The organism is Flammeovirga sp. OC4 (assembly GCF_000812565.1).
Taxonomy (GTDB): domain Bacteria; phylum Bacteroidota; class Bacteroidia; order Cytophagales; family Flammeovirgaceae; genus Flammeovirga.
In genome coordinates, this window is record NZ_JTAM01000011.1 from 1 (window position 1) to 26,884 (window position 26,884).

The following is a 26,884-nucleotide window of genomic DNA, read 5'->3' on the forward strand; positions in this document are numbered from 1 at the left end:
AATACCTTTTCATTATATCAATTACCCTAGTCGGGTTGTCACATAGGACAACCCCTACGTTTGTTTTTTCCTCAGCCGTTTGCTGAAGGGAGTGCAAAGATAATAGGATGTTTTTTAAATGCAATATATTCTATGGAAAATTACATTAAATAAATTTCAATACTTAAACAAGTATCTAATTAACAACGAACTATATTATAAATAAAGTTCAAATTTTAAATTCAAATCTTAGAATATACATTTCAAATGACAAGAAAACTCAATTTTGAACGATACAAGACTTTCTCCTATACATCTCAAAATTGAGTTTTTAATCTTTTAAACCAAGCTTGGGTTAATCTATGATAGTTATTGAATTCCTACTTCCTTCAACTCGTTGTTCCCATAAAAGGTAGGAAAATACATTAATTCTGCTTTTGCAGGATTAAGATGATAGTTTCCATTATATCTAGGGAGTAGTTCTACTATAAAAGTATATTTTCCTTTCTTGAGTGTTTTGCAGAAAATAGCTACTTCATTTTTGAAATACTCTCGGTGAACCTCGTAGTATGCTCCTTTATGCTTTGAAGCATATGAACACCCTGCCGGAATTGGAACATTGACCATTATATAATCAGCACTTTTTTTGACATCCACTTCTACTACTAAATTAACCTTGTTTCCTGCTTTTATATTAGAGTTGCTTTGGCCTTCAAAATAAGTACTTACTTCAAAATGATCATTTTTTGCTTTTGGAGCATTTTCCCAATACTTTGTGTATTGCGTTAGATATATAGGTAAGTCTCCTGACTTGGTAATTGTAATTTCCTCCCCTTTTTGTAAATCCAATTCCATAGGAAAATTGGAAACAGTCTTATTTATGCTTCCTGATATTGTTAAGGTTTGAGGAATTGGTTCTTTATTACCTTTCAATATATCAGGCAAGACGGTCTCAATAATCTTTGAAGAAGTATAGGTGTTTACCCAATATCCCGTTTTTCTTTGCTCTAGAAGGTAATTTCTGATTTTCTTTAATTCTTTTTCATGATTGTTTATAGAGTCAGCCTTAAAAAGCTGATATACCAAAAGTGTGTTTTGTATATCATTATCAATAATTCTATTTCTCCAACCTACAATTGTTGCATCCTCTTCCTTATCATAATAGATATTACCAAACATTGTTGTTTGTTGATATTTCTGAAGGCCGCTTAAATCAATTGGTAATCCCTGCTTTTGCTTTAACTGTAAAAGTTGTAGCTGATAATTTAGCGATGGATTTTCTTTCACCTCTAATTCTGAAATATATTTCTGATAATGGCCTTCGGGGTCCAAATCACTTATCAAGTGTAATATTTTTAACTTACGAGTTTTAAATTCTTCCGTATGAAAATTCACCAATAGCTTTTGAGTAAGTTCAATTCTATCAAAAGGCACTTCGAATTTATATTTTTGAGCTTTTACAAAGGCCTCCAATACATGCGTAGAAATCCAGTAAGATGTAGTGTTTCCTTCCCACCATCCCCAAAGCTGCTCTTTGTTGGTATTTTTAGCCAGCTTTTTAATTAGTTTTTCAATTTCAGGAATAGATTTATACTTTTCACCTCTATGCTTACTAATAGCATAAGCAGATAGATGTGTTTTAAGCTTTGACGCTAATTGTTCATTACATAAATAGCGGTAATGAATTACATGCTCTATCTCGCTTTCTAATGCCCCTAAGTAACTCGACTTTGCATAAACTTTGGTAGGGTTATCATTACTTTTAAGATGAATTGTTGTATCAGTCTCCAGAATATAAAACCCACCTTTAGCTAGTTCTATTCCTAATGGATATACCGGTATACTACGTTCTTCTCCATCAAAAAAACCGTTTTTAGAAGTTACTGTATAACTTAATGCTACACTATCCTTGGTAGAACTAAAAGACAATGTATCAATATGAGCGTCTGAAATTGCTATTGTTTTTTCCCATTGCTTTTGTTGATCAATAGTGAATACAATATTGGATTGTAAAGTATCTCCCATATAATTCAAGGATTTACCAATCGCTTTTGCTTGATCTGAGGCAACCAAAAACCTTGGTAAATTCACTTGCCCTGCTAAAGGCATATAGGATTTAATACCGTGTGTGGCACTCCCTGATTGTTTCTTACCATTCATCGCCAGGAAGTGAGTATTCCATTTGGTGATATCGTCAGGAAAAGTCACTTCAAATTTCACTTTCCCTTCTTTGTCTGATTTTAGCTGTGGTTGCCAAAATGCATTATCCTGAAAATTATTCCTTATTGAGTTTCTGTTTTGAGCCTGTGTCATAAAGTCATTCGTCATCTCTTCGCTTCCTGACATTGCTAATTTTATTTCTTGAAAAGCAGAAGAGGACATTTCTATTAAAATTACACCATTTGATCCTTTGGAACCATACACGGCAATACTAGCGGCATCTTTAAGTATTGTAATATTTTGAATCAAACTAGGATCAATGGTTGAAAAATCACCCGTAAATACTTTCCCATTGATTACATAAAGTGGTTCTCCATCTCCTCCCGAAGAATTCACTCCTCTTATCATAATTGTTTCATCAGGATTTTTTCTAGCAGCTACTGACGCCACCGAACCTGTTACCGTTCTTTTACTTTGTGAACCATATCCGATGATCACTATTTCTTCTAGTGTTTCCATTTCTGTTTCCAATATCACTCGTAAAGTCCCATCACCGATCACAATATCTTGCTCCTTGAAACCTCTAGAACGAAAACGAAGTACATCTCTGTTTTCAGGAACTTTTATTGAAAACTTTCCTTCATTATTTGTACGTGTAATATAGTTGGTACCAAGTATATTCACTTTCACTCCCCGTACAGGAGTACCACTCCCCTCTTCAAGTACTATTCCTTCAACTATTTTACCTTCTCCCTTAAAACTGAATGCCTCACTATAATGATGTTGTACTTTCTTTAAACCTTTCAGTTTCTGGTTATACTCTTGATATTGAAAAATTGACCTTTCGATTATTTCAGAACATTTCTGTCCAAATTCATCTTTCATATATTGCTTAGAGTGAACTAAAGAATAATAGTTGACACCTTGAGTATATACTTTTAAAGAATCTTCAATGTGATAACGGTTTTCAGAATAAAAATTAATCAACTGATAGTACCCGCTATCTAAAGAATGAAAAGTATTGATATGCCCTGGATAGACACGTATAAATTCGGGATCATCCAATTTCACTAACAACTTATTTAAAGGAAGGAGTGCCTGTTCGTCTTTTACATTATCAACAATTAATTTTCCTTTTCCATTATAAGTTCTTCTAGGATAAGAATAAGAAGAAATCCTTCTTCTTTTTTCCTCAACATATGTATTCCAATTTGTATTGATCTGTTCTTTTGTCAATACTTCATCATAAAACTCCTGCGGATCTGAAACACTCTGCTTGAATATATACTCACGAAGTTCAGAAGGCTCAAGATTTACACTTTTCCTGAAAAAATTATACTTATTTTTATAATCAAACCTGCTCTTATAACGACCTAATAATGTTAGATCTGCTTGTCCCAAAATTGGCCCTACTAAATCATACTCTCTACGGTAGGGATAGGAGGTATTTAAAAGATAGATGTTATCCTTTTGCTCAAGCAGAGCGTAATTACTAAATCTAGTTTGATAAGCTAAAGTATACTTTGACCACAACTCCAACTCTTCATCTGTATAATTCCATTTCCTTTCTTCTACTTTTACATTGGGTAATGGATAAGAGCGGTCTACACTGATGATCGATTTTACCCCTTCTTCAAATTCTATATCCTTTAAGAAAAGCTCGTTCTTTTCTGTTCGTAATCTTATATTATGTTTGCCTTTCGAAATTCTAACCGCATAAGGTTGATCAATTGTCGCCCAAGCAAAATATACTGGTTCATTGTCTACATAGATTACTTTTACCGGCTCGATGTTTCCTTGGTTCACAACAAAAGGAACAAACTGTGTGATTTGGTTTTCTACTGAAGAGGTTGTTTGATAAATCCCTTTTTCAGGAAATAAAAACTGGTAATAAGGAATACTATCCAACCCTGCCAAAGTCTTCCATGTAGTATAATCCAAGGGTAAGTTCCCTTTTCTTGTTTTATGATCCGACTGGAAATTATTGACAACTGTTTTCGCTTTTTTCTTTTTTCTAAAAATTGGGGGATTCCTCTCAGTATGATCAAACTTTTTGGTAATTCCATAAGCAGTGATATCTACCCCTTCTACTGGCTTCCCTTTATGATCCGTTACTTTTACTTCAATTGTAGCGTTTTGGCCCGGTGATATCAACTTTGGAGCATCAACATCAAGATTTAAGCGATAATCGTTCAACGCTCCAATGATATAATTTTCCTTTTTTACTTCACCACCCCAAAGGTAATTGACCGGAAAGTAGTAGTTCTGATTGTCTTTTACACTTATCTTAAAATGTAAGTCTTTCGTATACCCCTTCTGTTGTAATGCATTTTTCTTGTAGAAAGTGTAAACAAATGGAAGATTTCTAGGGTTGCTCACTTCTACCTCAATAGAATCTGCTGTTCTATCTGTATATACCTGTAAGGCAGAAAATAGATCACTGATTTTAATTGCTTGCTCATAATCCTCTAATTCTACCCTATAACTTTCATAAAAGGGCGAAATTGAAAGCTTTAAAGGAAGCTTTCCTTCTCTCTGTAATGTATTATTCCCAAAGGCATCTACCCCATACACTTTTCCTTCTTTTTCTACAGTATCACCATTGAACAAATAACTCAATTCAAGCTCTTCTTTTTGTAAACTGGACACAATTTCATGTTGCTCATACCAGTATTGTAGTGTTTTTGTTTTTTGCTTTACCTCATTGTCAGATGTTCTCATTACAACTTTGACTTTATACTCAAAACTTGCTTCAGGAAACAAGCTATCTGACAAGGCAATCTTCGTTTCTCCTTTTGAAGCTAAATCTTGATGAGTAGTATAAAGTGTGTCTGCCACAAAAACACTATCTGCATAATATTCATTAATCTTTTTGGTCATTACTATGACTTCCACTTTGGCATCCATCAACGGTAGCTCATTCTCATCCGTGGCCTTTATAAATAGGTTTGCTTTTTTTCCTTTGAAGTGGTTTTCATTTTCCACTCTCACAGTCAGTTCATTTTTCCCCAATTCATAATCTTCATACTTGAATTTCCCTTCTACAATAATATTCTTTTTGTCATCTAAGAGTTTTATAGTGTAGTGATAATCCAATTTAAGATCTAAGGAGTCTACTAGATTAAAATCATAAGTATAACCACCCTTATCATAAGGTACTATTTCTCCCAGTATCTTCTCTTTAGAATACCTTGATACTACAACAGTCAATGGTTTATGATAAGGTTTCCCTGTTTTTTTGTGAACGATATACGTTTTAAACTTCACCTTTTCATAAGGTTTGTATTTGGGTTTACTAAATACAAAGTAGCCTTTATAATCACTTTGATACCTCGATTTTTTCTTGAAAAAATTCTTTGTCTGATAAATCGTTCCAGTAGGATATTGTTTTTTAATGCTCTTTACACCATCAATAGGTAAATAAACAATATACTGAATTGGCAGATAAATGTATTTCAAGGGAAAACTATATACTACCTTCTTATAGCCTCTTTTAAATGCTGAATTGTTATGTCGTTTCGAAAGGTCAATAAAGCTAGTGTACTCACCATAGGTCACTTTAAGCAATCCATCCTTATTTGATTTTTGATCTACATAAGAGTGCCTTTCTTTGTCAAAACGTAGCTTGGCTTGATTTACTTTTACGGTTGCATTTTCAATACTATTCCCTTCTAAATCGTACACTTGCACTACCAAATCTTTGTCATTATTTAAAACAAAGACGTCTATTGCTTCCTGAGAATAAAGCTCGACGTGTTGATAGCCCTTTTTTGCTTTCGTTAATAAATAATGACCCGTGGGATATTTTACTTTCTGAGATTGAAGATCTTCCGCTACGGAATCGACTAAAGAGTGATAGAAAGAATCATCAATAATTTGAATTCCTTTTTTGTAAATCTGCTCCGCCTCTTGGTTTGTGATCTGATATACATAAGTGTAATAACTTGATTTACGTGATTTTAATAGATCTTGAGCAAAAATCGTTGTCGAAATTAGCCCAAGGAAGATAAAGTATCTTAGCTTGCTTAACATTCTACAGTGTTATTTTTATTGCGTTAGTTTATAATATTGATCCAGTATTAAACAATAAATATAACCACATAAAAAAGTAGATACTAGGCAATTGGCAGTTTATAACCTCATTTTTATTAAAATTGCACCTCAGAAAAAAATCTTTTCCTAATAGCTAGCAACCTAAGTTCAATATAAGAGAGGCAAGAATCACATTAAATTAATAAAATACTCATTCGCAGATAATAATCACTAGTTCGTAGATTCTATTCTTTATTCCATAAAGTGATTTCTACCTTTATTTCATAAAAAAACAGTCAGAAAGATGAATAAAAGAAATATAATTCTATTGTTGGTATTGAGTATTTTAGGCTCCGCCTATACCATTAACCGTCAATCAAAAGATAATTTAAAATATCCTATTGTTGGGACTAATCAGAGCAAGGCTTTTGATAATAAAAAGGAAATAAAACTGCCGAAGGAAGGAAGTGCGTTTTATGGACAAAATGCCAACTTTCTTGGAAATACACCGCAATACAAAGACAATGGTGACGGGACTGTCACTGACTTGGTAACAGGACTGATGTGGCAGAAATCATTGGATCACAATGGAGATGGTAAAATTGATGTAAATGATAAATTAACCTATAAGGAACTACTGAAACGAGTCAAAAAAGATAATACCGGTGGCTATACAGATTGGCGTTTACCTACTATTAAGGAACTCTATTCTTTGATCATGTTCGATGGTCAAGATATTAATCCTCAAGCCAAAAGTGCCAACCACCCATTTATCAATACCGATTACTTTGATTTTGCTTATGGTGATACTGACGCTGGAGAACGTTTAATCGATCAACAATTAGCTACAAGTACGCTGTACTATGGTGAACAAGAATTGATATTTGGGGTCAATTTTGCGGATGGAAGAATTAAGGGCTACGGTACCAAATTACACCGAAAGGAAAAGTTATTTGGGTACTTTCTAGTTCGAAGAAATACAGATTACGGTACCAATGATTTTAAAGACAATGGTGATGGAACAATCTCTGATTTGAACACTGGATTGATGTGGATGAAAGGTGATTCTGAAGAAGGAATGAATTGGGAAGAAGCATTGATTTATGCTCAAAATAATACAACCGGAAATTACTCTGATTGGAGATTACCTGATGCGAAAGAGCTAGAGTCTATTGTCGATTATGAAAGAGTTGCCAAAAATGATGATCACCCTGCCATAGACCCAATTTTTGATATTTCTACCATTCAGAATGAAAGAGGGGAAAATGACTATGCCTTTTATTGGTCTAATACCACTCATGAAAGTAGTGGTAGAAATGGTGGTGGTGCCGCCGTTTATGTGGCATTTGGTAAATCATTGGGTAATATGCCTCAAAGACCTGAAAGAGGAAATGGGCAACGACCAATGGGACCTCCTCCTAATGGAGGAAGACCTCCACATGGTCAAGGATATGGGCAACAAGGACCTCCTCCAATGATGCAATCGAACAGCAATCAAGCTCCTAACTGGGTTGATATTCATGGTGCTGGCAGCCAAAGAAGTGATCCTAAATCTGGTGATCCCAGCAAGTTTAAAAATGGTAGAGGACCACAAGGCGATGCTATCAGAATTAATAATTATGTGAGATTGGTGAGGAATATTTGATTGAGGGAAGAATTAAGAATGGAGAGTAAATACGTGCACCACGACTGAAGTCGTGGGCTAGTGATATTGGCTCCATCAACACTAAAGTGTTGCCTTCGTTATCAACCTTCAAGACTTTAGTCTTGTACAGGTTGCATATTACTTGCCCATAGTTTTAACTATGGTGCACGAAACACCTTTCTATTTTAAAAACCACAAACAAAAAAATAGCCTTCACAAAAGTGTGAAGGCTATTACTCATCTATTATACAACTTCAATGGTTAGACTAACTCCACCACTTCTTGCATTTCTAATCTTTGTTTTGACGTTTTAGAAGGTTGGTTACCATCTTCCACATCTCTATAACCGATCATTACGGCTACAAGTGGCTGATATCCTTCTAATCCTAAAATCTCTTTGTATTTATCGTTTTCGATTCCTTCCATTGGCGTTGAATCAATATCCATAGAGGCGATTGCTGACAAGAAGTAACCTACTGCAAGGTAGACTTGCTCAGACATCCATGTTTTGATTTTTTCTTCACCTTGAGGTTTCAAGAAATTATTGTAGTACCAAACTGCTCCTTCTGCTAAGTAAGACTCCATTTTGCCTTCAAACTTCGCTAAATCATCCACTACACTAAATACTACAACGTGACTTCCTTCTACTAATTTTTCTTCATTGAAATAAGAAGCTTTACCTAGTTTCTCTTTTACCTCTTGGTCTCCTACAATCGTAAATTTCCAAGGTTGAGAATTGATTGAAGAGGGACTGTATTGAAGGATTTCTTTGATTTTTTCAATATCAACTGCACTTACTTTTTTAGATGCGTCGTATTTTTTTGTAGTGTATCTCGATTTTGCTACTTCTAAGAATTCCATAATGTTTATCTTTTATTGTTTGATTTTCTGAACTTTAAATTGAAAAGCAGTTGCTAATAAACCTGTTTTAGATGATGTATCTAAATAATTTTTAGTAACTTTACTTTTGATAGTTACAAACATAAATAGTGTTGAAATAGAAATCAATAACGGGCAAAAATGTAAGTATCTATTTTTAACGTTTATTAAATATAAAAGCGATGAAATTTAAAGTTGACGGGAAAGAATATCCTTGCTGTACCAGCTTGACAATGAAATATATAGGTGGCAAATGGAAATCAGTGATTCTAATCCACCTAAAAGATGGCACATTGAGATACAATGAAATCAGAAAATTAATTCCTACGGTAAGTGAAAGAACGCTTAGCCTTCAGTTAAAACAACTAGAGGAGGATGGATTGATTATAAGAGAAGTAATCCCAACTGATAAACCTCCTTTGAGGGTAGAATACAGTATGACTGATTTTGGGAAAACGCTTATTCCTTTATTGGTAATGATCTCTGAATGGGGTGAAGAAGCGGTGAAGTGGGATCCGAAAGTTGAAGAAATTGAGGAATAGAAAAGGTGAGCCTTTTGACTCACCTTACCTTTTAGTTTATTTCTTCTTTTCTGTTTCTCTCTCCAATTTTTATCTCTGTCACTTTTAAGTGGTCAAATGAAGGATTAAGTGGCAGGTTAGATTCCGATATAATTTCATCCATATAATAATACCCCTCACTACTTTTTCTATAAGTGGTGATCTGTTGAGTAAAAGGCATTGATGGCACCTTTAATTTATGTTTCCTTACCCATTTATTACTATCATAATATTCCTGTATTTCTTCTCTCTTATGTGTTACATAACATTCTGCTTTCAATAATGCATAATCTTCCGCATTAATATAGAGTACACCATTAATTGTTTTCATATCAAGGAATACACTACTTCTGAACGATACATTTTTTGCTTTAAATTTAATCACGAAAATCTCTTTCCCATTTTCTATTTTGACATCTGAAAATTCAAGATCATATTTCGATAACTTCCCTTTGTCTAAAAAATTATTATGACGAACATCCATTATATCATAAGAAGTATAAAATCGTTGCCACCCAGGGGATTTTTGGGGATCAATCTTCTTAAAAGGAGGAGGTGAATTCTTTATAGAATCCATTTCACAAATCTTTACACTGAGAAGTATATTAAAACTCTTAAAAATATGTGGACCAAATAAAGCAGTTGATTGATAACCTTCATGATAATGTAGGTCTATTTCCCTTTCTGCAAAATAGGTGGTTCCATTAAATATTTTAAATACCATACCTCCCTCTATTATATAAGAAAAGGCCTCCTGATTGTAATTCTTAGGGATATTCTGAATCACCTTTTTCATAATACTTTTCGATGTTAATGGCTCACTTGAAATGTTCAAAGTAGACATTTCTTCTACTTTGGGTTGAAGGTAAATTTCAAGATTGCTATCAGAAGTTGCAATCTTCAATGTTTCATAACCTATTGATGAAAACAATATTGAATCCTGTTCTGATGGTATGCTAATTTCAAAACTTCCTTTTTCATTAGTAGAAGTACCCATTTTTGAATGAGAAGTAATGACATTCACAAAAGGAATAGGTGCTTTAGTATTTTGATCATAGACCACTCCTTTTTGTTTATTGAAAGAAATATTGTCTTTTAGATAATAAGTAGGAATACTTTTTTTCACACCTTCTTTTAATTCAAATGAAAATGCAGTTCCATTATCGTCAATTTGATTGCTTTCATTAGGTAGTGTTGAAGTACCACAATCATATTCTTTATAAGTACCTTTTTTTAACTGATCAACAAAAAACATCCCATCAAAAGCCTTCGACCAATCTGTTTCAAGTTCTTCAACTCCTCCACCTTCAGTACCAATGACATTACTTTTAAAAATGGCTTCCTCCTCCAAACTTAAAAAGCCAAATGCATTTCCTGTTTCATAAAAATGATCCTCAATATTATCTTCGGTATAAATAGCTTCGTCCTGCCCTGTAAAAGCTAAAATATAGGCTTTCTCTCCAAACTGCTCCTTGATATAACTTCCCATTGGATTAAACTCATCCAACTCTTCATGAGTACCTCTTAGCGTATTCATCAGATGTCCTGTTGCTCCCCAAACAATTATTTTTTTGTTAGGATATTTATTAGCAAGATAAAGTAAATTTTCCCCCATCAACCGATCTCTAACATTACTATCTTTCGCTTTGAATTCCTCTTGTGTTTTCTTTTGAGATTCATTGTAATAATAATCTTTAGCTGTTTCTGAAATAAAATGAAGTGTTTGGATGAGATCCTCTTTAGCAACATGATCTGACTTATCAATAGCTTCTTTTAAGTGATTATTATGACTTAAGAACTTTTCAACATCTAATGCCTTAGGAAAATCATACTCTTGAATAAACTCCATACAGTTTTCCCATTCTTGATATTCTTCCTTAGAATTGAAATAGGGCACGAAATCTTTCATCAATGTTTCGTCAGCATAATTACCACTTAACTGACTGTCAAATCCGTGAACTTTTAGCGTTTCATAGTTTTCAGCGACATAATCCATAAATGGATGAAACTCTTCTTGAGAAGTTCATATTGTGAAAATGCTATTGACATAGGCAAACTTGATATTTTCTCCTTTTGCGATAGCTTCATGTGATTTATTCAAATCATAAAACCCGCTTTCAAAGGCTACGATCTCAAATCCCATTTCTTGATGAAGCATTTTCATTACTTCGGTCTTAGCGAAAAAGATATTACCATGATTGTGGTCTGGCTCTCCCAAAAGTACAATTCTAGCGTCTCCTATAGCCTCTTTTAATACTGAAAACTGTTGAAAGTCCAGTGAGTCAAAATATTGGAAATTGTACTTCTCCTGTGAAAAGAGAGTGGTAGTGAGAAATAAATAGCAAAATGTAAGAGTTGCTTTAAGTTGGTTTTGCATTAGAGTATTTATTTAAAGTATAGTCGTTTTTGTATTACAACAATAACAAAATATAAAACACTTTCAAAAATTGTTTTCTCATCTATTAATATTCGGTAAATTCTTTATTCTGACCCTTAAAAACTTTCAACCTATTCTAAAATAAATTAATTTCGCACCTCCCAAACAAAATAATATTTTGTTAAACCCATGAAAAACTTCGAAGAGAAATATAATTTAATAGTAAAAATAGGAAACGCACTCCATAAATTTGGATGCTCATCGCTAAGAGTTGAGACATATATCCAAGATGTCGCCAAGCATATTGGTGTGGAAGTTTCCTGTCAAGTGACGACAAATACCCTTAATTATCAAGTGGAAGATCCTCAGACCAAAGAACGTCAAGTGCTTCTTCAATACATTCCTTTAGGGAGTAATAACCTTGGTAAACTAGCCGATCTTCACAAACAAATCAGAAAAGCGTTTAAGGAAGGGCATGACTATGAAACCATCACTCAAAACATCGATAAGGTTATTGAGAAAAAGAAGATTTACAATGAATTTACATTGGCACTAGCTTATACTATCATCCCTCCTTCTTTTTTAGGGTTAATTGGGGCAAGCTGGGTGACACTTTGGTTTAGTTTTCTGATGGGATTCATTGGTTATTTAATCACGAAAGGAGTGAGCCGATTCAATACTTCACGCTATACTGTGGAGTTTTATACAGCTTTTATCTGTTCCTTTATAGGGTGTCTATGCAAATATTTTATCCCTGAACTTGATGTGATAGAATTAAGTCTGGCCTCCGTGATATTGTATGTTCCTGGCTTGACGATTTCTATTGCTTTAGAAGAAATCTCCTTTAATCAGTTTAACTCTGGTTCAGGGTTCTTATTCAACTCCATCATGATCTTCTTGAAGCTCTTTATCGGGGTTTATTTGGGAATGGCATTAGGGCATTTCTTTTTTGGGTTGGAAGAAGATGTCTATATCAATGAAATTCCTCAGTGGGTACACTTTATTGCATTACCTGCACTGTCAGCAGGTCTAGGAGTGGTTTTCAATACAAAGCTAAAAGACTTACTCATTGGATTGTTTTTGGCAGTAATTGCCTTTTGGGGACCGATGATCTTTCAAAATAATATCGGGTGGATCTTCGGGACATTCATCAGTGCATTTCTGATTACTTTCTTAAGTATTTTATTAAGTAAATGGAGAAATGTACCCCCTTCTGTTTATCTATTACAAGGTATAGTCATTCTCGTTCCTGGTAGTAGACTATTTATGGGTTTATCAAATCAATTTTCGAATGATCCCATCATCGATAATCCAAGTATTGGTACTTCAGGACTCTTGATGTTTTGTGCTATTGTAGTCGGAATGCTAGTCGCCTACAGCACTTATTACCCTAATCTTGATAATAGAGATGAAGTGATATAAAACAAAAAGCATCGAGTGGAATCTACCACCCGATGCTTTTCTAATACGTTTTACCTTCTAAATAAAGCCTCGTGTATAGGAGCTTTAACTTCGTTACTTTACAGGGTATTTATTGAAAATACTCTTCACAAAACGATTAATATTTCTTTCTCTTATGACAGGACTTTCTTGCTTTTCTGAAAGTGTACTTACAGCTGCAGCCTCCCAAAGTAATTTTCTTTGCTTAGTATCAAAAATGTCTATCACGAAAGTACCTTCTGTATATTCATACTCAGAGTAGTGTGTAGCACCCATACCCCAAGGGCCATACCATCCACCGTATCCGGCATTATAAGAAGTAACACTTTTCTTTTCCTTCGTAGTGAACACCATACCCACTTGCAAATCTGCAGTTGTATCTTGTTCAGCATAAGTATATCCTAAATTTTGCATGTTAGCAATAACAGCATTCTTTACTCTTTCTCTATCAAACTGATTGATTTTAGCGTTTGTTTTTTGGAAAGGTAAAAGACTAAAAGTCTGGTACGCTTTAAAATCTGTTCCAGGATTATAGTCCGTCATTATTTTCGTTGAAGAACAAGATGTTACCAAAAACGCAACACTGACCAACATTGCAGCCGATAATAATAATTTTTTGAGATTTTTCATGATGATAATATTTTGATTGTTTAGAACGAAATAAGCCGAGTATCTCATTTTAAGTACCAAGATAAATGTAATTGAAGTTATATTTCTTTTTTTCAATCTAATCTTCATTTACCTCTATCCTATTACTTATTCCGTAAATATTATAAATACTCACGAATTCTTTATTAAAGTTTACTGATTAACAGTCTGTAAGTTTTAAGAGGTAACAATCTTTAAGTGGATATACATAATTTTAACTTAACAACTTTAAATTTTAGCGTTCAAATTATGATCGTATCTAAAGCAAAAAAAGACGCTACTAATGCAACGTCTTTCTCTCTATTGTATAAAAAACCGAAGTATAAAATACATGAAATGATTAATATACCTACTAAGACAATCGGTAAAACAGGCAGAGGAGAATTCTTCCTCTGCTTGTATTTAATTCATTGTCCGTTATATTATTATTCACCTAAATTCTATCATTGATTTAGTCAACGTCCCACCATACAGGTGATCCGCCCGTATCGCCAGTAGCGTTAGCGTTTTCAGCCTTTAAAGCTTCTACACCAATGTTGTAAGCTTCTGCATTGTTTACAGTCTCCCCGTCAGGGTAACGTAAACGCTTGATGTAATCACCTGCAGGAACATCACCATTACTCTTATTAAATCTTACTGGGAAAATTTTAGGGTAACCAGTTCTTCTAAACTCAGACCAAGCCTCCATTCCCTCTGGGAACATTGCGATCCACTTTTGAGTAATGATTTGCTCTAAAGCTTTTGAAGCATCGTATTTAATCGTTACATCACTTATTGCTTCAATACTATAATCTGTACCATAAGTAGCATCTGAAACATCTACATAGTCAGCTGGTACACTTGTAGCATCCTGTAAGTATGCATCTACATCATCTGACACCTTATGTCTTTCAAAAGATTGTCTTATACCAGCTTCATAAAACTCTTGTGCAGTACCTCCTACATTCCATCCTTTTAAAGCTGCTTCAGCTCTTAAGAAGTAAACTTCTGCTGAAGTCATCAATACGATAGGCGTCGTTTGATTTACAAAATCAGGGTTGATTCTTGAGTAATATTGATAATCACCTCTACCATCAGGTAAGTCGATACCAGATCTTACACCTGCAAATCCATTTTTAATTGCAGGACCATCTTCAGGACCTCCTGCTTCAGTGAAATATACTCCTGCTCTTGGGTCATTAAAACCTGTAAGAATAGATTCCATATCAGCACCCATTTTAATGTCGCCCCAAATCTCAGATATTGTCGCTAATGGATGGATAATTGGAGAAACACCTTGACCTACTTGAGCAATGTCTCCAGCTTCAAAAACACCAGTTGCGATAGCCTCTTCTGCATATTTTTTAGCAGATGCAGGATCTACATTTGAGATTCTCATCGCTAATCTCAATTTTAATGAAGCTGCTAACTTTTTCCACATCAAGAAATCACCTTGATACAAATCATCTACCGCAGAGAAAACTGACATTGGTTCCGAATCAGCTTCTAAATTTGCTATTGCTAGGTCTAATTCTTGGAAAAACTTAGTATAAACTTCTTTTTGACCGTCATATGTTACTTCTGGTGTACCATACTTTACATATGGAATAGGACCGTAGATATCAGTCAGTCTATGCATACCTAATACTTTCAATACTAAAGCAGGAGCATATAACTTAGGAGTTACATCATCAGAGATACCATCGATAGAACTCGCTGGATTCATTACATTTTCAAAACCGATCGACCATGGCCAAACGTTCCAAATAAGGTTGTAGTGAGTAGCATTAGAGTTACCTGCAAATGGAGTTGGAGGTGCCATATACCCAGAGAATACGTCTCCATTTAAGTTTTGCTGTACCTGCCATCTCCAGTTTGAGTTATCAAAGTTGAAATAAACTGAACGAGAAAGCTGAGGAAAGAAACCTCTTACAAGCATACCATCTGCCTTACCTGACTCTTGGTTGATTTGATTTTGATCCTTATTGATTTCTTCAAATTCACTTGTACAAGCCGTAAACATTCCAGCTGCTAGTACTGTCGGTAATATATATCTTTTTACTATTGATTTCATTGTAATGCTTTGTTTAGAATTAGAAATTAACTCTTAAGTTCAAACCTACACTTCTTGTAGTTGGTAAGCTAAAGAAGTTAAGTCCCTGAACACCAACACCTGTAGACATTACTACATCTGGATCGAAAGGTGCTGCATTGTAGAAGAAGAATAAGTTTCTACCTACTGCTGATAATGTTACATCACTTAAAGGACCTACATTGTTAAATGTATAACCAATCGATAATTCTCTTAATCTAATGTTTGTTTGGTCATATAAGTATTGAGAAGTAACACCCGCTCTACCTGAAGTTGCGTTTAAGTATTTTACTGGATCAAATGAGATACCTTCAACTTCTACTGAACCGTCGTTCTCAACAGCTTCTGCATAAGCTACTGATGTTCCCTCAGCATCCATGTATGAATCCGTTAATGATAACGTTTGTCCACCAAACTTACCATCGATCACCATGTTTAAAGTAAATCCTTTGTATTTCAATGTGTTCGCCCAACCTGCAATAAAATCAGGGTTAGAGTTAGATTTAATTGATTCTTCTGGAGTAATACCTGCTGCACTTGGTACACCGTTATCATCTACGATGATTGTTCCATCTTCATTTCTAGCAAAATCAGCTGTCCAAATCTCGCCAATTGCTCCACCTTTTCTAAGTACTTGCATGTAGTTAATATTACCACCATTTGTTACAATATCAAACTCAGCTTCTGTACCATTATCACGAGTATATAACTCCTTGATTTCGTTTACATTTCTAGACAAGTTCAAGGTAGTACTCCATGTTAAATCCCCTTGAGAAACTGGCATTGCTGAAATTGATAATTCAAAACCTCTGTTTTCAACATCACCTGCGTTTACATATCTTTTGTTGAAGTTAGAAGTACCAAGACGGTTATCTACTCTAAACAACTGGTTAACTGTATTTGTCTTGTAGAAGTTGGCATCTAAGTATAATAAACCATTGAATAGTTCTAACTCTGCACCAAATTCGATAGAAGTAGATAACTCTGGCTTTAAGTTTTCTGCAGGCGAAATATCAGAATAGGCTAAATCACCATTAAAGTTAATACCATGTTGTAATACTGTTAAACCTGGAGCTGCATCATTACCTAATACTGTATAGTTACCTCTTAATTTCGCTAAAGAAATTACTTCTGGTAAGTCAAACATATTATTTAATACTGCAGTAAGACCTACTGATGGATAGAAAAATGAATTATCTCCTACTGGCAGTGTTGATGACCAGTCGTTACGTCCAGTTACATCTAAATATAACATTTCTTTGTAGCCTACTGATGCCGAAGCAAAAACAGATTGTACTTGACGTTGAGTTGCTGACTCTGTTGGCACCATACCCTCAGGTAAACTTGCTACTGAAAAGATGTTAGTGTACTTGATCGAACGTTTATCCGATGTTACTCTGTAAAGTGAACTCTTTTCATCTCTAATAGCACCACCGATTAATGCAGTAATGTTAAAATCATTAATCTTCTTATTGTAGTTCAAGATCGCATCAGCATAAGTCATTGAATTAGAAAACTCATCTTTAAAGTATCCACCATGAGATAAACCAGTACCAGGATCTACACTAATATTGATCGGGTTAGTAGTAGCATGTGCTTTTCTTTCCCATAGATCATCAGTGGCATCAATATTTGCACGACCTTGAATCGAGAAGTTCTCATTGAACTTATAACTTAATGAACCCGACAACATATAACGATTACGTATATCTTCTGAAGTGGCTCTATTCAATAACCAGTAAGGGTTCTCATTCGCAATTTCTGATCTTACAGGAGCTGCATAGTTTTGCTCATAAATCTGTCTTGTCTTATTCCAAGTTTGATAGTTATTTTTTAATTCATCTTGAGAGATTGATCTAGATGAAAGGTATGAACTATAAATTGGGTTCATGTAAGCACCAGCTGAAGGTCTATTAAAGCCTTCTTGAGTAATGTAGTTCGCAGAAAATCTCACTTCTAATTTATCATTCATACTTTTTGTAGTAGTGTTGAATGAAAAATTATGCTTATTGAAAGTGTTCGTTGGCATTACGCCTTGAGCATTTGTATTTGCATAAGAAGCATAGAACTGAGTGTTATCTCCACCTTGGCTATACGATAATGAGTTTACCCAAGTAGTACCTGTTTCATAAAAATCATCTGATGTATGTGCTTTGTGATTGATTGCATTTCCTTCTGCATCATACTTTGATTGCATTTCAGGGTATAAATAAGCCTGTTCTGCCATAAAGTTAGAAGAGAAAGACACTCTAGACTGACCTGCTTCTCCTTTTTTTGTTGTAATCATGATTACACCATTCGCAGCTTGTGAGCCATATAAGGCTGATGCTGCAGCACCTTTAAGAACATTGATACTTTCAATATCCTCTGGGTTGATGTTAGAGATACCATCACCACCATCACGGCTTGGATTTTCAATTTCACCTGGCTGAGCAGCACCTTGACCTGCCATTGGTACACCATCGATTACATAAAGTGGTGAACTACTTCCGCTTACAGAACGGTTACCTCTAAGGTTAATTTTCACTGATCCACCTGCACCAGATCCACTTCTTGATAATTGAAGACCTGCCACACGACCAGATAAAGAGTTCATTACGTTAGGGTCTTTAGCTGTAATTAAATCCTCTGAACTAACAGATTGTGTTGAATAAGTTAAGCTTTCGGCTGATCTCTCAACACCTAACGCTGTTACTACAACTTCTTCTAGTTGTTCTGCATCAACGTCTAAGGAAATGTCTAAAGTTGATTGGTTTTCTACAAGAACTTCTTTTGAAATAAAACCAATGTAAGAGAAAACTAATGTTCCTCCTTTTTCAACTGATAAGGCAAACTCACCATTAAAATCGGTTGTTGTACCTACAGATGTACCTTTAATTAATACGTTTACACCTGGTAATGGCTCTCCTGTGCCATTTTCTTTTACTATACCTTTCACAAGTGACTCTTGTGCTTGAAGGAAATTTGTCATTAGTAGTAGGCTAACGACGAATGTTAGTAGTCTGAATTTCATATTGAACTGAAGGTTAGATGAACAGACGATGTGAGCAGAGAGTAATATTTAATTATGCCCACAAGCAAAGGAAACACTCCCTTGCATTTTCTTGATATCGTAAATGTATAACAGACACTTAAGGTTTTTTAAAAAAATAGATTAACAGTGGTTAACTCATGTTATATAACATTAATTTAAGGACGAACAGCATTCATCTAAGGATAAATGTCATTAAATTATATATTTGTAACATAAATCTAATTTAATTGTCTCATTGACATTTAACATATAATTAGTAGTCATTACCAAATTTTCGTTAATAATGGCACTATCTACTGATAATAAAAAGGTCAATGAGCCAATCAATTTCTTTGAACATATCCCCGAAGTGATGACGCTTAAATTGCAGAAGCCTATATTACACCATACCATCTTTTGGATGATTTACTTTGTTTTGAACGGATTGAGATGGGGAAGCTACTACGATGACTACACTTACTCTTTCCAATCTAATATAATAGGTTTTGCGATTCATATCCCCCTTACGTACTATCACGCGTATTATTTACTTCCAAAATTCATCCCTTCGAAGAAATATATCCTTTATTTACTAAATCTCTCAGGTGCTTTAGTGGTAATGATGTACGCCAAAGTGTTCCTTACTCAACAGTTTTTGTTGCCCGTTTGGCCTGAAGCAGGAACGCAAGCGGAGATTTTTAGTGTCAATCATGTGGTCGCTATTATTACTGGTGAATTGTATGTACTAGGTATCACTACCTCTATTGCTCTAACAAGAAATTGGATCATTAATCAGAAACGTACTCGTGAGTTGGAAAAACAAAACATGATGACTGAATTAAATTTATTGAAGTCACAAATTCAACCTCACTTCCTTTTCAATACTTTAAATAATATCTACTCTCTCACTCTTGACAAAAGTGATGATGCTCCAGATGCCGTTATTAAACTTTCGGAGTTGATGAGCTATATGCTTTATCAAAAAGAAGCCAGAGTATTACTTTCAGATGAGATGTATTATATGCAAAATTATCTTGATCTTGAAAAATTACGTTTTGGTGATCGACTTCATCTCACCTTTGAGATCGAGGGAGATGATGATGGGGTTAGGGTTCCGCAGTTGTTATTATTGCCATTTATTGAAAACACCTTTAAACATGGTACTAAGAACAAATTAAATGAAATTGATATCTCACTTCACTTGAAGATCTCACAAGATTTTATCACATTTGAAGTAGAAAATCCTAACATTGACCAAACACCTCTACCGTTTAATCTCACTACTGATACAGAAAATAAACCTAAAACCGGTGGATTTGGACTTGAAAACGCTAGAAGAAGATTAGGTTTGCTATATGGTGAACGCTATTCTTTGGATATTAACGATGGGGAGAAGATTTTTAAAGTAACACTTAAAATTCCAAGAGATGAGCAAAATAAAATGTCTAATCATTGATGATGAACCTTTGGCTATAAAGGTGATTGAAAACTACTTGTTGCGTCTCAATGAATTTGAAATTGTGGCAAAATGCGAAAGTGCCATTGAAGCCTTCAATATATTACAAAATAACAAAGTTGACCTTCTGTTTTTAGATATAAACATGCCAATGCTTACAGGTATTGATTTTGTAAAATCATTAGAACAGAAACCAGAAGTAATACTGACTACTGCACACAGAGAATACGCTTTAGAAGGGTTTGAAATCTCTGCTTTAGATTATTTATTGAAGCCGATCTCATTTCAACGTTTTTTGAAAGCGGCCAATAAGGCTTCTCAATTTATACACACCAAAGAGGCTGCCAAAGCACCTACAAAATCGGTGGTTTCTACTCCAACGTCTTCTTCTACTACAACTGACGACGAACGTTTTATTTTCCTGAAAGTGGAAAAGAAAATGTTGAAAGTATTCTTAGACGATATCATTTACATGGAAAGTCTTAAAGATTACTTAAGAATATATACTAAGGAAAAAGAAATGGTAGTGCATTATACACTGACCAAAATATTGGAAAACTTACCTGAGGATGAATTTATAAGAATTCATAGGTCTTATGCGATCTCACTGAAAAAAGTCAATGCTATAGAGGGAAATCAAGTAGAACTAAAAAATGGCAAAATGCTACCAATTGGTCGTCTTTATCAACAAACCGTAAAAGATACCATTTATAGTAAAGGTATAATGCCGAATTCTTAATTAAACGATTCCAAGATGTTTACTTTCAAACCCGCCACTCAAAAGAAATACAAACACCCTCTTGTTTTGATTCATGGAGCATTGTTTAATGGTGAAGCTTGGAGAGGTAATTTTTTGGATTATTTTGCCACTTTAGGATATGACACTTATGCAATCCACCTCAGCGGGCATGGACAAAATGAAAGTAAACTCTTTCTAAACCTTTATGGTTTAGACCAATATACTGAAGATGTCATTCAGCTCATTACTTCTTTAGATGAAAAGCCCATTCTAATAGGGCATTCAATGGGAGGCCTTGTCACACAATTGGTAGGTCAAAAAGTAAAACTACAAGCAGCAGTTTTGTTAGCGGCTGTTCCTCCTTTTGGTATCTTTAGAGCAATGTCAGGATTTTTTCTCACTGACCCTTTTAGTTGGGGCAAGTTTGCTGCTTCTGCTTTATTTCCCTTCGGAAAATATATTGAAACTACTCCTCCTGAAGGAATTTATACTACTCTCCCATCATTAGAAGTGCGTCAGCATGTTAATAAAAATATGCAACGAGAGTCTATTCGAGCTCTTTTGGAAATGATGTGGAGAGACTTTGAAATTGACGCTTCTAAAATCAGTTTTCCAATGGTACATATTGGTTTTCGTGATGATAAAATTATCTTTCCTGAGGATGTTGAAAAAACAGCTCAATTTTATGGTAAAGAAGCTAAAATATTTGAAAAACGGGCACATGCATTCATGTTTGAACCCAACTGGAAAGAAGTTGGAGAATACGTACAAGAATGGCTTCAAGAAAATGCCTTGCACTAATTCATCATCACTTCTAACCCATTGTAATAGTTTACAATCTTGATCAGGTCTTCCTTATTTTTATATTGAAGGTTTTGCTTTCTCATATATTCATTCATCTCTTCCTCCTTTCCATCAAAAACCTTTATAAAAGTTTTTCTTTTGACATTCAAATCATAAATATTTCTTCCTTCAATAAGCAAGTAAAGTCTTTCTTTCAGTTTATAACTATAATAAACTTCATCTTGTCTTCCTCCTCTAATATCATGTACGTTATTTTCTAATTCTCTTCTTCTTTCGGGATCAAAATGAGCGTTAGTTCTATGAATCGTTTTCAGTAAATAAGGATAAGCAATAATACCTACTTTTCCTTCCACAATTGTTTCAAAAATACCTATTGCAGGATGTTCATCTCTATAATAGCGTTCGGCATTAACAAAGTGATGTTCTGTTTCAATTTTTTGCTCATATTCATCTACAGTATGAGCAATAAAGTCAAACTCATCAATTTCATGTTGCTCATAAATCAAAACGGTAGTATCTTTCATTCCTTCTCCACCATAAAACTCAATATCTTCGACTTGTAAAACTTCCACTTGATCTCTTTCAAGATCGTAAAGTAAAGCTACATCCTTAAAAGTGGTTCCATCCTTCAAAGTTAGGTTGCCAATTTCCCATCCTGAATGATAAAATACCATGCTGTCTCTCTCATTTAGAGCTTGATTTTCCAAATCTTTGGTAGCGGCATGAATCATATCATTCTTCTTCTTTTTATCTTTTTTCTGAGCAAAAAGAAGAGAGCTTGATACTAAAAATAACAATGTTAAATAAGAGAATCTGTACATTTTTGAATTTAGTCTTGGTTTTCATTTCATCCTCACAGCCATTTTATCAAATGGCGTCTTCACATTATTAATATACTGAAGTTAGGGAAGAAAGCAAGTTTTTGGACACAAAAAAAGAGGTTGAACTATGTAATAGAACAACCCCTTTTAAACACGTTTATCTTTAATGCGTAACGTAACGCCTAATTTCTAATTAGTATGATTTAGAGATTTCGATGAAGTCTCTAGCTACTAATGAAGCACCACCGATCAAACCACCGTCAACGTCAGGTTGAGCGAATAATTCTTGAGCGTTGCTAGGCTTAGCAGAACCACCATATAAGATAGAAGTAGCATCAGCAACTTCTTGACCGTATTTAGCAGCAACCATATCACGGATATCTTTGTGCATTTCTTGTGCTTGTGCAGATGAAGCTGTTTTACCAGTACCGATCGCCCAAACTGGCTCGTATGCTAAAACTACTTTACCGAAGTCCTCAGCAGAAAGGTGGAATAAACCTTCTGACAATTGCTTCTCTACAACTTCTTTTTGAGTACCTGCTTCACGCTCCTCTAATACCTCACCGATACAGAAGATAGGCAACATACCGTTAGCGATTACCGCGTCAGTTTTAGTAGCCAATGTAGCATTTGACTCACCAAAATACTCACGACGCTCAGAGTGACCCAAGATTACGTAATCAATACCATAAGAAGCTAATTGCGCTGCAGAAATTTCTCCTGTATAAGCACCTTTTGGCTCTGTGTAGCAGTTTTGAGCACCAACAAATACATTAGCAGTATCACCAACTAATGATTTTACTTTGCTTAAATGAATGAAAGGAGTACACATGATAACTTTAACGTCTGACGGAGTCTCGTCTTTTGCGATATTCACTACTTCTGATGCTAAAGATTCAGCGTCTTCCTTAAGAAGATTCATTTTCCAGTTACCTGCAACAATTTTTTGTCTCATGATGTAAATTTTCTTTTATAAGATGAATTTTTTAATCAGTTGCGAATATACGTACCTACATCTTATTTTGAAAATGAGTTTCGTCATACTCAGTTAGTAAGCTTATAAAATAGTATCACCAATTTATTATTTGTTTTTAAGCTAAATACCTCCAAAAAATTATTATTTCTCCCAATTTCTTGAAATGAAGTTTTTACTTATGATAAAATTTAGAGTTCAACCCTAAAATAATCTAAAATTCGGGTATTTTATTCACTATTTCCTGCCCAAATTTCGAAGAAAAAATCAAAAGTGAATGAATTGTAATGAATAACTTTTTTAATTTTTCCATATTATGGAATATTTGTTTCATTTTGAAACTTTAAAATATGCCAAAAAACATAAAATAAATCAATACACACTGATTTACAGATAGTTAACTTACTTTCAACTTTATGGCACAGTAAGTGAATAAGTATTAATGGGTAAAGAAACATAGGTTAGTCACCTATTGTATGGCATGATACACCAGTAACATTAACCAGCTGTGGAAAGACACTTGAAATATTTCAAGTGTTTTTTTTTGTCTTTACTTTAGAACACAAAAAAAGCCATCTAAAAGATGGCTCATTTTGTCATATAATCTAACTACTGTCTATACTACTTTTTCATTCTATCTATTTATAAAAACGAAAGACAGTAATGTTCGATTTATAGAATCCTATCATAAAGTATCAAAATTTAACTTTTTTAGTTTGTTATCAAACAGATTGAAAACTAGGTTTTCGTTAACTTTTAATTCATATTTCTACAAGCATTTATAGGATATACTTTCAAGCTTCCCTCTTCTTCATTTTTGTCTTAACACAAGAACGAAGCAAAAAAGTCAAGGCTTTGAAGTCAAAAGCTAAATTCCATTCCTCTCACCTCAATGATTTTAAACTCGCTGCGCTCAAACAGCAAAATCATTTTTAACGGCTCAATACATGAAATTATTAACGCTTTTCCCTTCAAGGCCAAGGAAAGCACTACCAAACGAATTGGGTAGAAAATTCACTGGCGCTAATGTTAAAGTTAGCGTCATTCGTGTCCTATTGATTCACAGAAATCTCCGATTTCTAAATAATAAATAGTCGAAAACTTAGTTTAAAGCACATCAAATAATGCATCTAAACATTAAAAAAGGCTTTACTTAAAAAGTAAAACCTAATTACATCTCTTTGTTGTCTAATTTATAATCCGATTCAAATATTTTGTGTTGATGTCACTCGTACTATTAAAACACAACCGAGTAAGTAAAGGTTCATTTCGATTTTTTTATTTTGAAAAAAAATAAAAAAATGAACATTACTTACAAAATAGTTTGATTCATAAAACAACTATTTCAAACCTACAGTGCTCTATTATAAATAGTAAAATAATAGTCTGAAGGCGAATAGGAATATTTTTTAACTACTAGCCTATTCCAAAAAATATCTTTTTGTTACTTTACTCACATGAACAAGTTTGTATCAAAAAAACTTCAATTACGAGAATTGATAAAAATGGCATTAATTACTTCACCTATTATTGCCATATACACTATCAGCCCGATGGTGATGCATATCGTATCAATTCCTTCACTAGAAAAAAGTCTGACTACACTAAATCATTTCAATCTCATGAAAGCTCTGATTGGAGTGTCAATTGTCATTCTTATGCTTTGGTTATTAAACATCTGGCTGCTTCATTTTTTAGATGACCAACTCAATAGAAAGATCAACAAGAACTTGAAGTATTTATTTTCATTTTCTATCGTGTTTATTTTTTTCATTCTCCTTAAAGAAAAACGAGCACAGCACAATACCGTCGACTTTGGAGTATTTGGTTATTATCCTTTAATAATGACTACTGCCAATAATACTTTCATTTTAATTCTCTATCGACTAATTACCGGCAAGCATGAAAACGCTCAATTAGAATTAGATAAGACACGATTAGAGTTAGCGCAGTACGTTACGCAACAAGAGCAATTGAAAAATAAGATTCATCCTCATTTTATTTTTAACGCATTAAATACGCTCAAATTGTTAATCAAAAAGGAACAAAAAGCAGCGGAAGATTACCTTGTACGCTTATCATCACATTTGAGGTTTTCAATTACAGAAGCAGCTAAAGACCAAGCCTTAATAAAAAATGAACTGGAATTCTGCCAGAATTATATTGAGTTACAAAAAGTTCGATTTGCTAATTCTATTCAATTTGAAAATCTTCTTCCGACTGAAGTTGTCAATAATGAATTCCTGCCAGTGGTTACGTTACAATCTTTGGCTGAAAACGCCATAAAGCATAATGCATTTACCCGGAATAATCCTCTTATAATACAAATTCAACAAAATGAGAACGGGTCTATCACATTTCGAAATAATCTGATTCCCAAAAGAAATAATGAAACCACTACAGGTACAGGGTTGAATAACCTTAAGAAAAGGTTCAAACTACTAGGAAATGATGAACCAGTGGTCCTCCACAATCTCAAAGAAAAACAATTTGAAGTCACTTTTAACTCCCTCAAAAAATGAAGATTGTAATCATTGAAGATGAATATTTAATGGCTGATGAACTGGAATCATTGATCTTAGAATATGGTCCTGATAACAGTGTAGAAGCAAAGCTTACAACCATTGATGAGTCTATTGAATACCTCAAAAACAACCCTATGCCTGATCTTTTCTTTTCAGATATACAGCTACCTGACGGTTTGAGTTTTGAGATCTTTCAGGAAATAAAATGTGAGGTTCCTATTGTATTTTGTACGGCATATGATGAATATGCTTTGGAGGCTTTTAAGGTCAATGGAATTGATTATATCTTAAAACCATTTGATAATATCATCATCTCTGAAACGTTGCAGAAAGTCAATAGGATGATCAAAAGTAACGTCCAAAACACAACAGATTTTACCTCTGTAATTGAGGAGCTATCGGGAGAAACGAAAAAGAAGGTCAAAAAAAACATTCTCATTTTTAAGGGTGAAAAAATCATTCCTGTCAAAACTCATCAAATTGCTCTGATTCATCTCGACTCTAGTGTGACTTATATTCACACTTTCGATGGGGAAAAATACACTACCGATCAGTCTTTAGACAACCTTGAATCTTGTTTGAATGAAGAGTTTTATAGAATCAATCGACAGTTTTTAGTCAATCGAAATGCCATTCATCATGTCTCAAAATATTTTGCCAGAAAACTTTTGGTAGAAACTCAAGTCAACATTTCAGAAGACATCATTGTCAGTAAGGCCAAAGCAAGTGACTTTTTAAGATGGTTACAAGATTAATAACATT

Annotated in this window: 17 protein-coding genes; 8 read left to right on the forward strand and 9 right to left on the reverse strand. The window is 34.1% G+C overall.

All coding sequences use genetic code 11. The annotated features are described in order from the left end of the window. Window positions 1-348: 348 nt before the first annotated feature. A complete protein-coding gene (locus PL77_RS10075; RefSeq protein ID WP_044204426.1) occupies window positions 349-6,171 on the reverse strand; it encodes an alpha-2-macroglobulin family protein in 5,823 nt (1,940 codons plus the stop codon). A 304-nt stretch (window positions 6,172-6,475) separates the two neighbouring features. On the opposite strand from PL77_RS10075, the gene PL77_RS10080 reads away from it, so the two are divergent. Next, window positions 6,476-7,816: a DUF1566 domain-containing protein gene (locus tag PL77_RS10080; protein WP_044204428.1), complete on the forward strand. Its 1,341-nt coding sequence runs from the start codon at window positions 6,476-6,478 to the stop codon at window positions 7,814-7,816. Between the two features lie 261 nt (window positions 7,817-8,077). On the opposite strand, the gene PL77_RS10085 is transcribed toward PL77_RS10080, so the two are convergent. Continuing rightward, window positions 8,078-8,677 carry a nitroreductase family protein gene (locus tag PL77_RS10085; protein WP_044204431.1) on the reverse strand — a complete coding sequence of 200 codons (600 nt, stop codon included), beginning with the start codon at window positions 8,675-8,677 and terminating at the stop codon, window positions 8,078-8,080. 200 nt (window positions 8,678-8,877) lie between these two features. Here PL77_RS10085 and PL77_RS10090 point away from each other — a divergent pair, with 200 nt between their 5' ends. Next, window positions 8,878-9,237: a helix-turn-helix domain-containing protein gene (locus tag PL77_RS10090; RefSeq protein WP_044204433.1), complete on the forward strand. Its 360-nt coding sequence runs from the start codon at window positions 8,878-8,880 to the stop codon at window positions 9,235-9,237. 31 nt (window positions 9,238-9,268) lie between these two features. Here the strand turns inward: PL77_RS10090 and PL77_RS32540 are convergent, their stop codons facing one another. Together PL77_RS32540 and PL77_RS10100 are read right to left on the reverse strand one after the other, a co-directional pair. After that, on the reverse strand, window positions 9,269-11,251 hold the full coding sequence (locus tag PL77_RS32540; protein WP_044204436.1) for a carboxypeptidase-like regulatory domain-containing protein: 1,983 nt from the start codon (window positions 11,249-11,251) through the stop codon (window positions 9,269-9,271). Window positions 11,252-11,278: 27 nt separating this feature from the next. Next, the gene (locus tag PL77_RS10100; RefSeq protein ID WP_044204439.1) at window positions 11,279-11,632 is read right to left on the reverse strand and encodes a hypothetical protein; all 354 of its coding nucleotides are present in this window, start codon (window positions 11,630-11,632) and stop codon (window positions 11,279-11,281) included. Between the two features lie 189 nt (window positions 11,633-11,821). Here PL77_RS10100 and PL77_RS10105 point away from each other — a divergent pair, with 189 nt between their 5' ends. Next, complete coding sequence (locus PL77_RS10105) at window positions 11,822-13,054, forward strand: threonine/serine exporter ThrE family protein (RefSeq protein WP_044204442.1); 1,233 nt, start codon at window positions 11,822-11,824, stop codon at window positions 13,052-13,054. A gap of 93 nt (window positions 13,055-13,147) precedes the next feature. Here PL77_RS10105 and PL77_RS10110 read toward each other — a convergent pair whose 3' ends face one another. The 3 genes from PL77_RS10110 to PL77_RS10125 all read right to left on the reverse strand — a co-directional run bounded on the left by PL77_RS10110 (window position 13,148) and on the right by PL77_RS10125 (window position 18,804). After that, entirely contained in the window at window positions 13,148-13,702 is a 555-nt protein-coding gene (locus PL77_RS10110; protein ID WP_172665830.1) for a DUF4136 domain-containing protein, read from the reverse strand. 469 nt (window positions 13,703-14,171) lie between these two features. Then, window positions 14,172-15,773 (reverse strand): RagB/SusD family nutrient uptake outer membrane protein, encoded by a 1,602-nt coding sequence (locus tag PL77_RS10120; RefSeq protein ID WP_044204452.1) that lies wholly within the window; start codon window positions 15,771-15,773, stop codon window positions 14,172-14,174. A 19-nt stretch (window positions 15,774-15,792) separates the two neighbouring features. Then, window positions 15,793-18,804 (reverse strand): TonB-dependent receptor domain-containing protein, encoded by a 3,012-nt coding sequence (locus tag PL77_RS10125; protein ID WP_044204455.1) that lies wholly within the window; start codon window positions 18,802-18,804, stop codon window positions 15,793-15,795. A gap of 304 nt (window positions 18,805-19,108) precedes the next feature. On the opposite strand from PL77_RS10125, the gene PL77_RS10130 reads away from it, so the two are divergent. From PL77_RS10130 to PL77_RS10140, 3 genes are read left to right on the forward strand one after another with little or no spacing between them, the layout of a single operon-like run. After that, a complete protein-coding gene (locus PL77_RS10130) occupies window positions 19,109-20,260 on the forward strand; it encodes a sensor histidine kinase (RefSeq protein ID WP_052444298.1) in 1,152 nt (383 codons plus the stop codon). After that, complete coding sequence (locus tag PL77_RS10135; protein ID WP_044204458.1) at window positions 20,232-20,999, forward strand: LytTR family DNA-binding domain-containing protein; 768 nt, start codon at window positions 20,232-20,234, stop codon at window positions 20,997-20,999. The genes PL77_RS10130 and PL77_RS10135 overlap by 29 nt, the downstream gene beginning before the upstream one ends. 15 nt (window positions 21,000-21,014) lie before the next feature. Next, window positions 21,015-21,800: an alpha/beta hydrolase gene (locus tag PL77_RS10140; protein ID WP_044204461.1), complete on the forward strand. Its 786-nt coding sequence runs from the start codon at window positions 21,015-21,017 to the stop codon at window positions 21,798-21,800. Here the strand turns inward: PL77_RS10140 and PL77_RS10145 are convergent. Beyond that, window positions 21,797-22,624, reverse strand: a complete 828-nt coding sequence (locus PL77_RS10145) for a hypothetical protein (protein WP_044204465.1) — start codon at window positions 22,622-22,624, stop codon at window positions 21,797-21,799. The two genes, PL77_RS10140 and PL77_RS10145, sit on opposite strands and share 4 nt — an antisense overlap. A gap of 193 nt (window positions 22,625-22,817) precedes the next feature. After that, window positions 22,818-23,579, reverse strand: coding sequence for a triose-phosphate isomerase (gene tpiA, locus PL77_RS10150; protein ID WP_044204466.1), 762 nt, complete (start codon window positions 23,577-23,579; stop codon window positions 22,818-22,820). A 1,523-nt stretch (window positions 23,580-25,102) separates the two neighbouring features. On the opposite strand from tpiA, the gene PL77_RS10155 reads away from it, so the two are divergent. Both PL77_RS10155 and PL77_RS10160 read left to right on the forward strand, forming a co-directional pair. Continuing rightward, entirely contained in the window at window positions 25,103-26,119 is a 1,017-nt protein-coding gene (locus PL77_RS10155) for a sensor histidine kinase (RefSeq protein ID WP_172665831.1), read from the forward strand. After that, window positions 26,116-26,877 (forward strand): LytTR family DNA-binding domain-containing protein, encoded by a 762-nt coding sequence (locus PL77_RS10160; protein ID WP_044204471.1) that lies wholly within the window; start codon window positions 26,116-26,118, stop codon window positions 26,875-26,877. The genes PL77_RS10155 and PL77_RS10160 overlap by 4 nt, the downstream gene beginning before the upstream one ends. Window positions 26,878-26,884 lie beyond the last annotated feature (7 nt).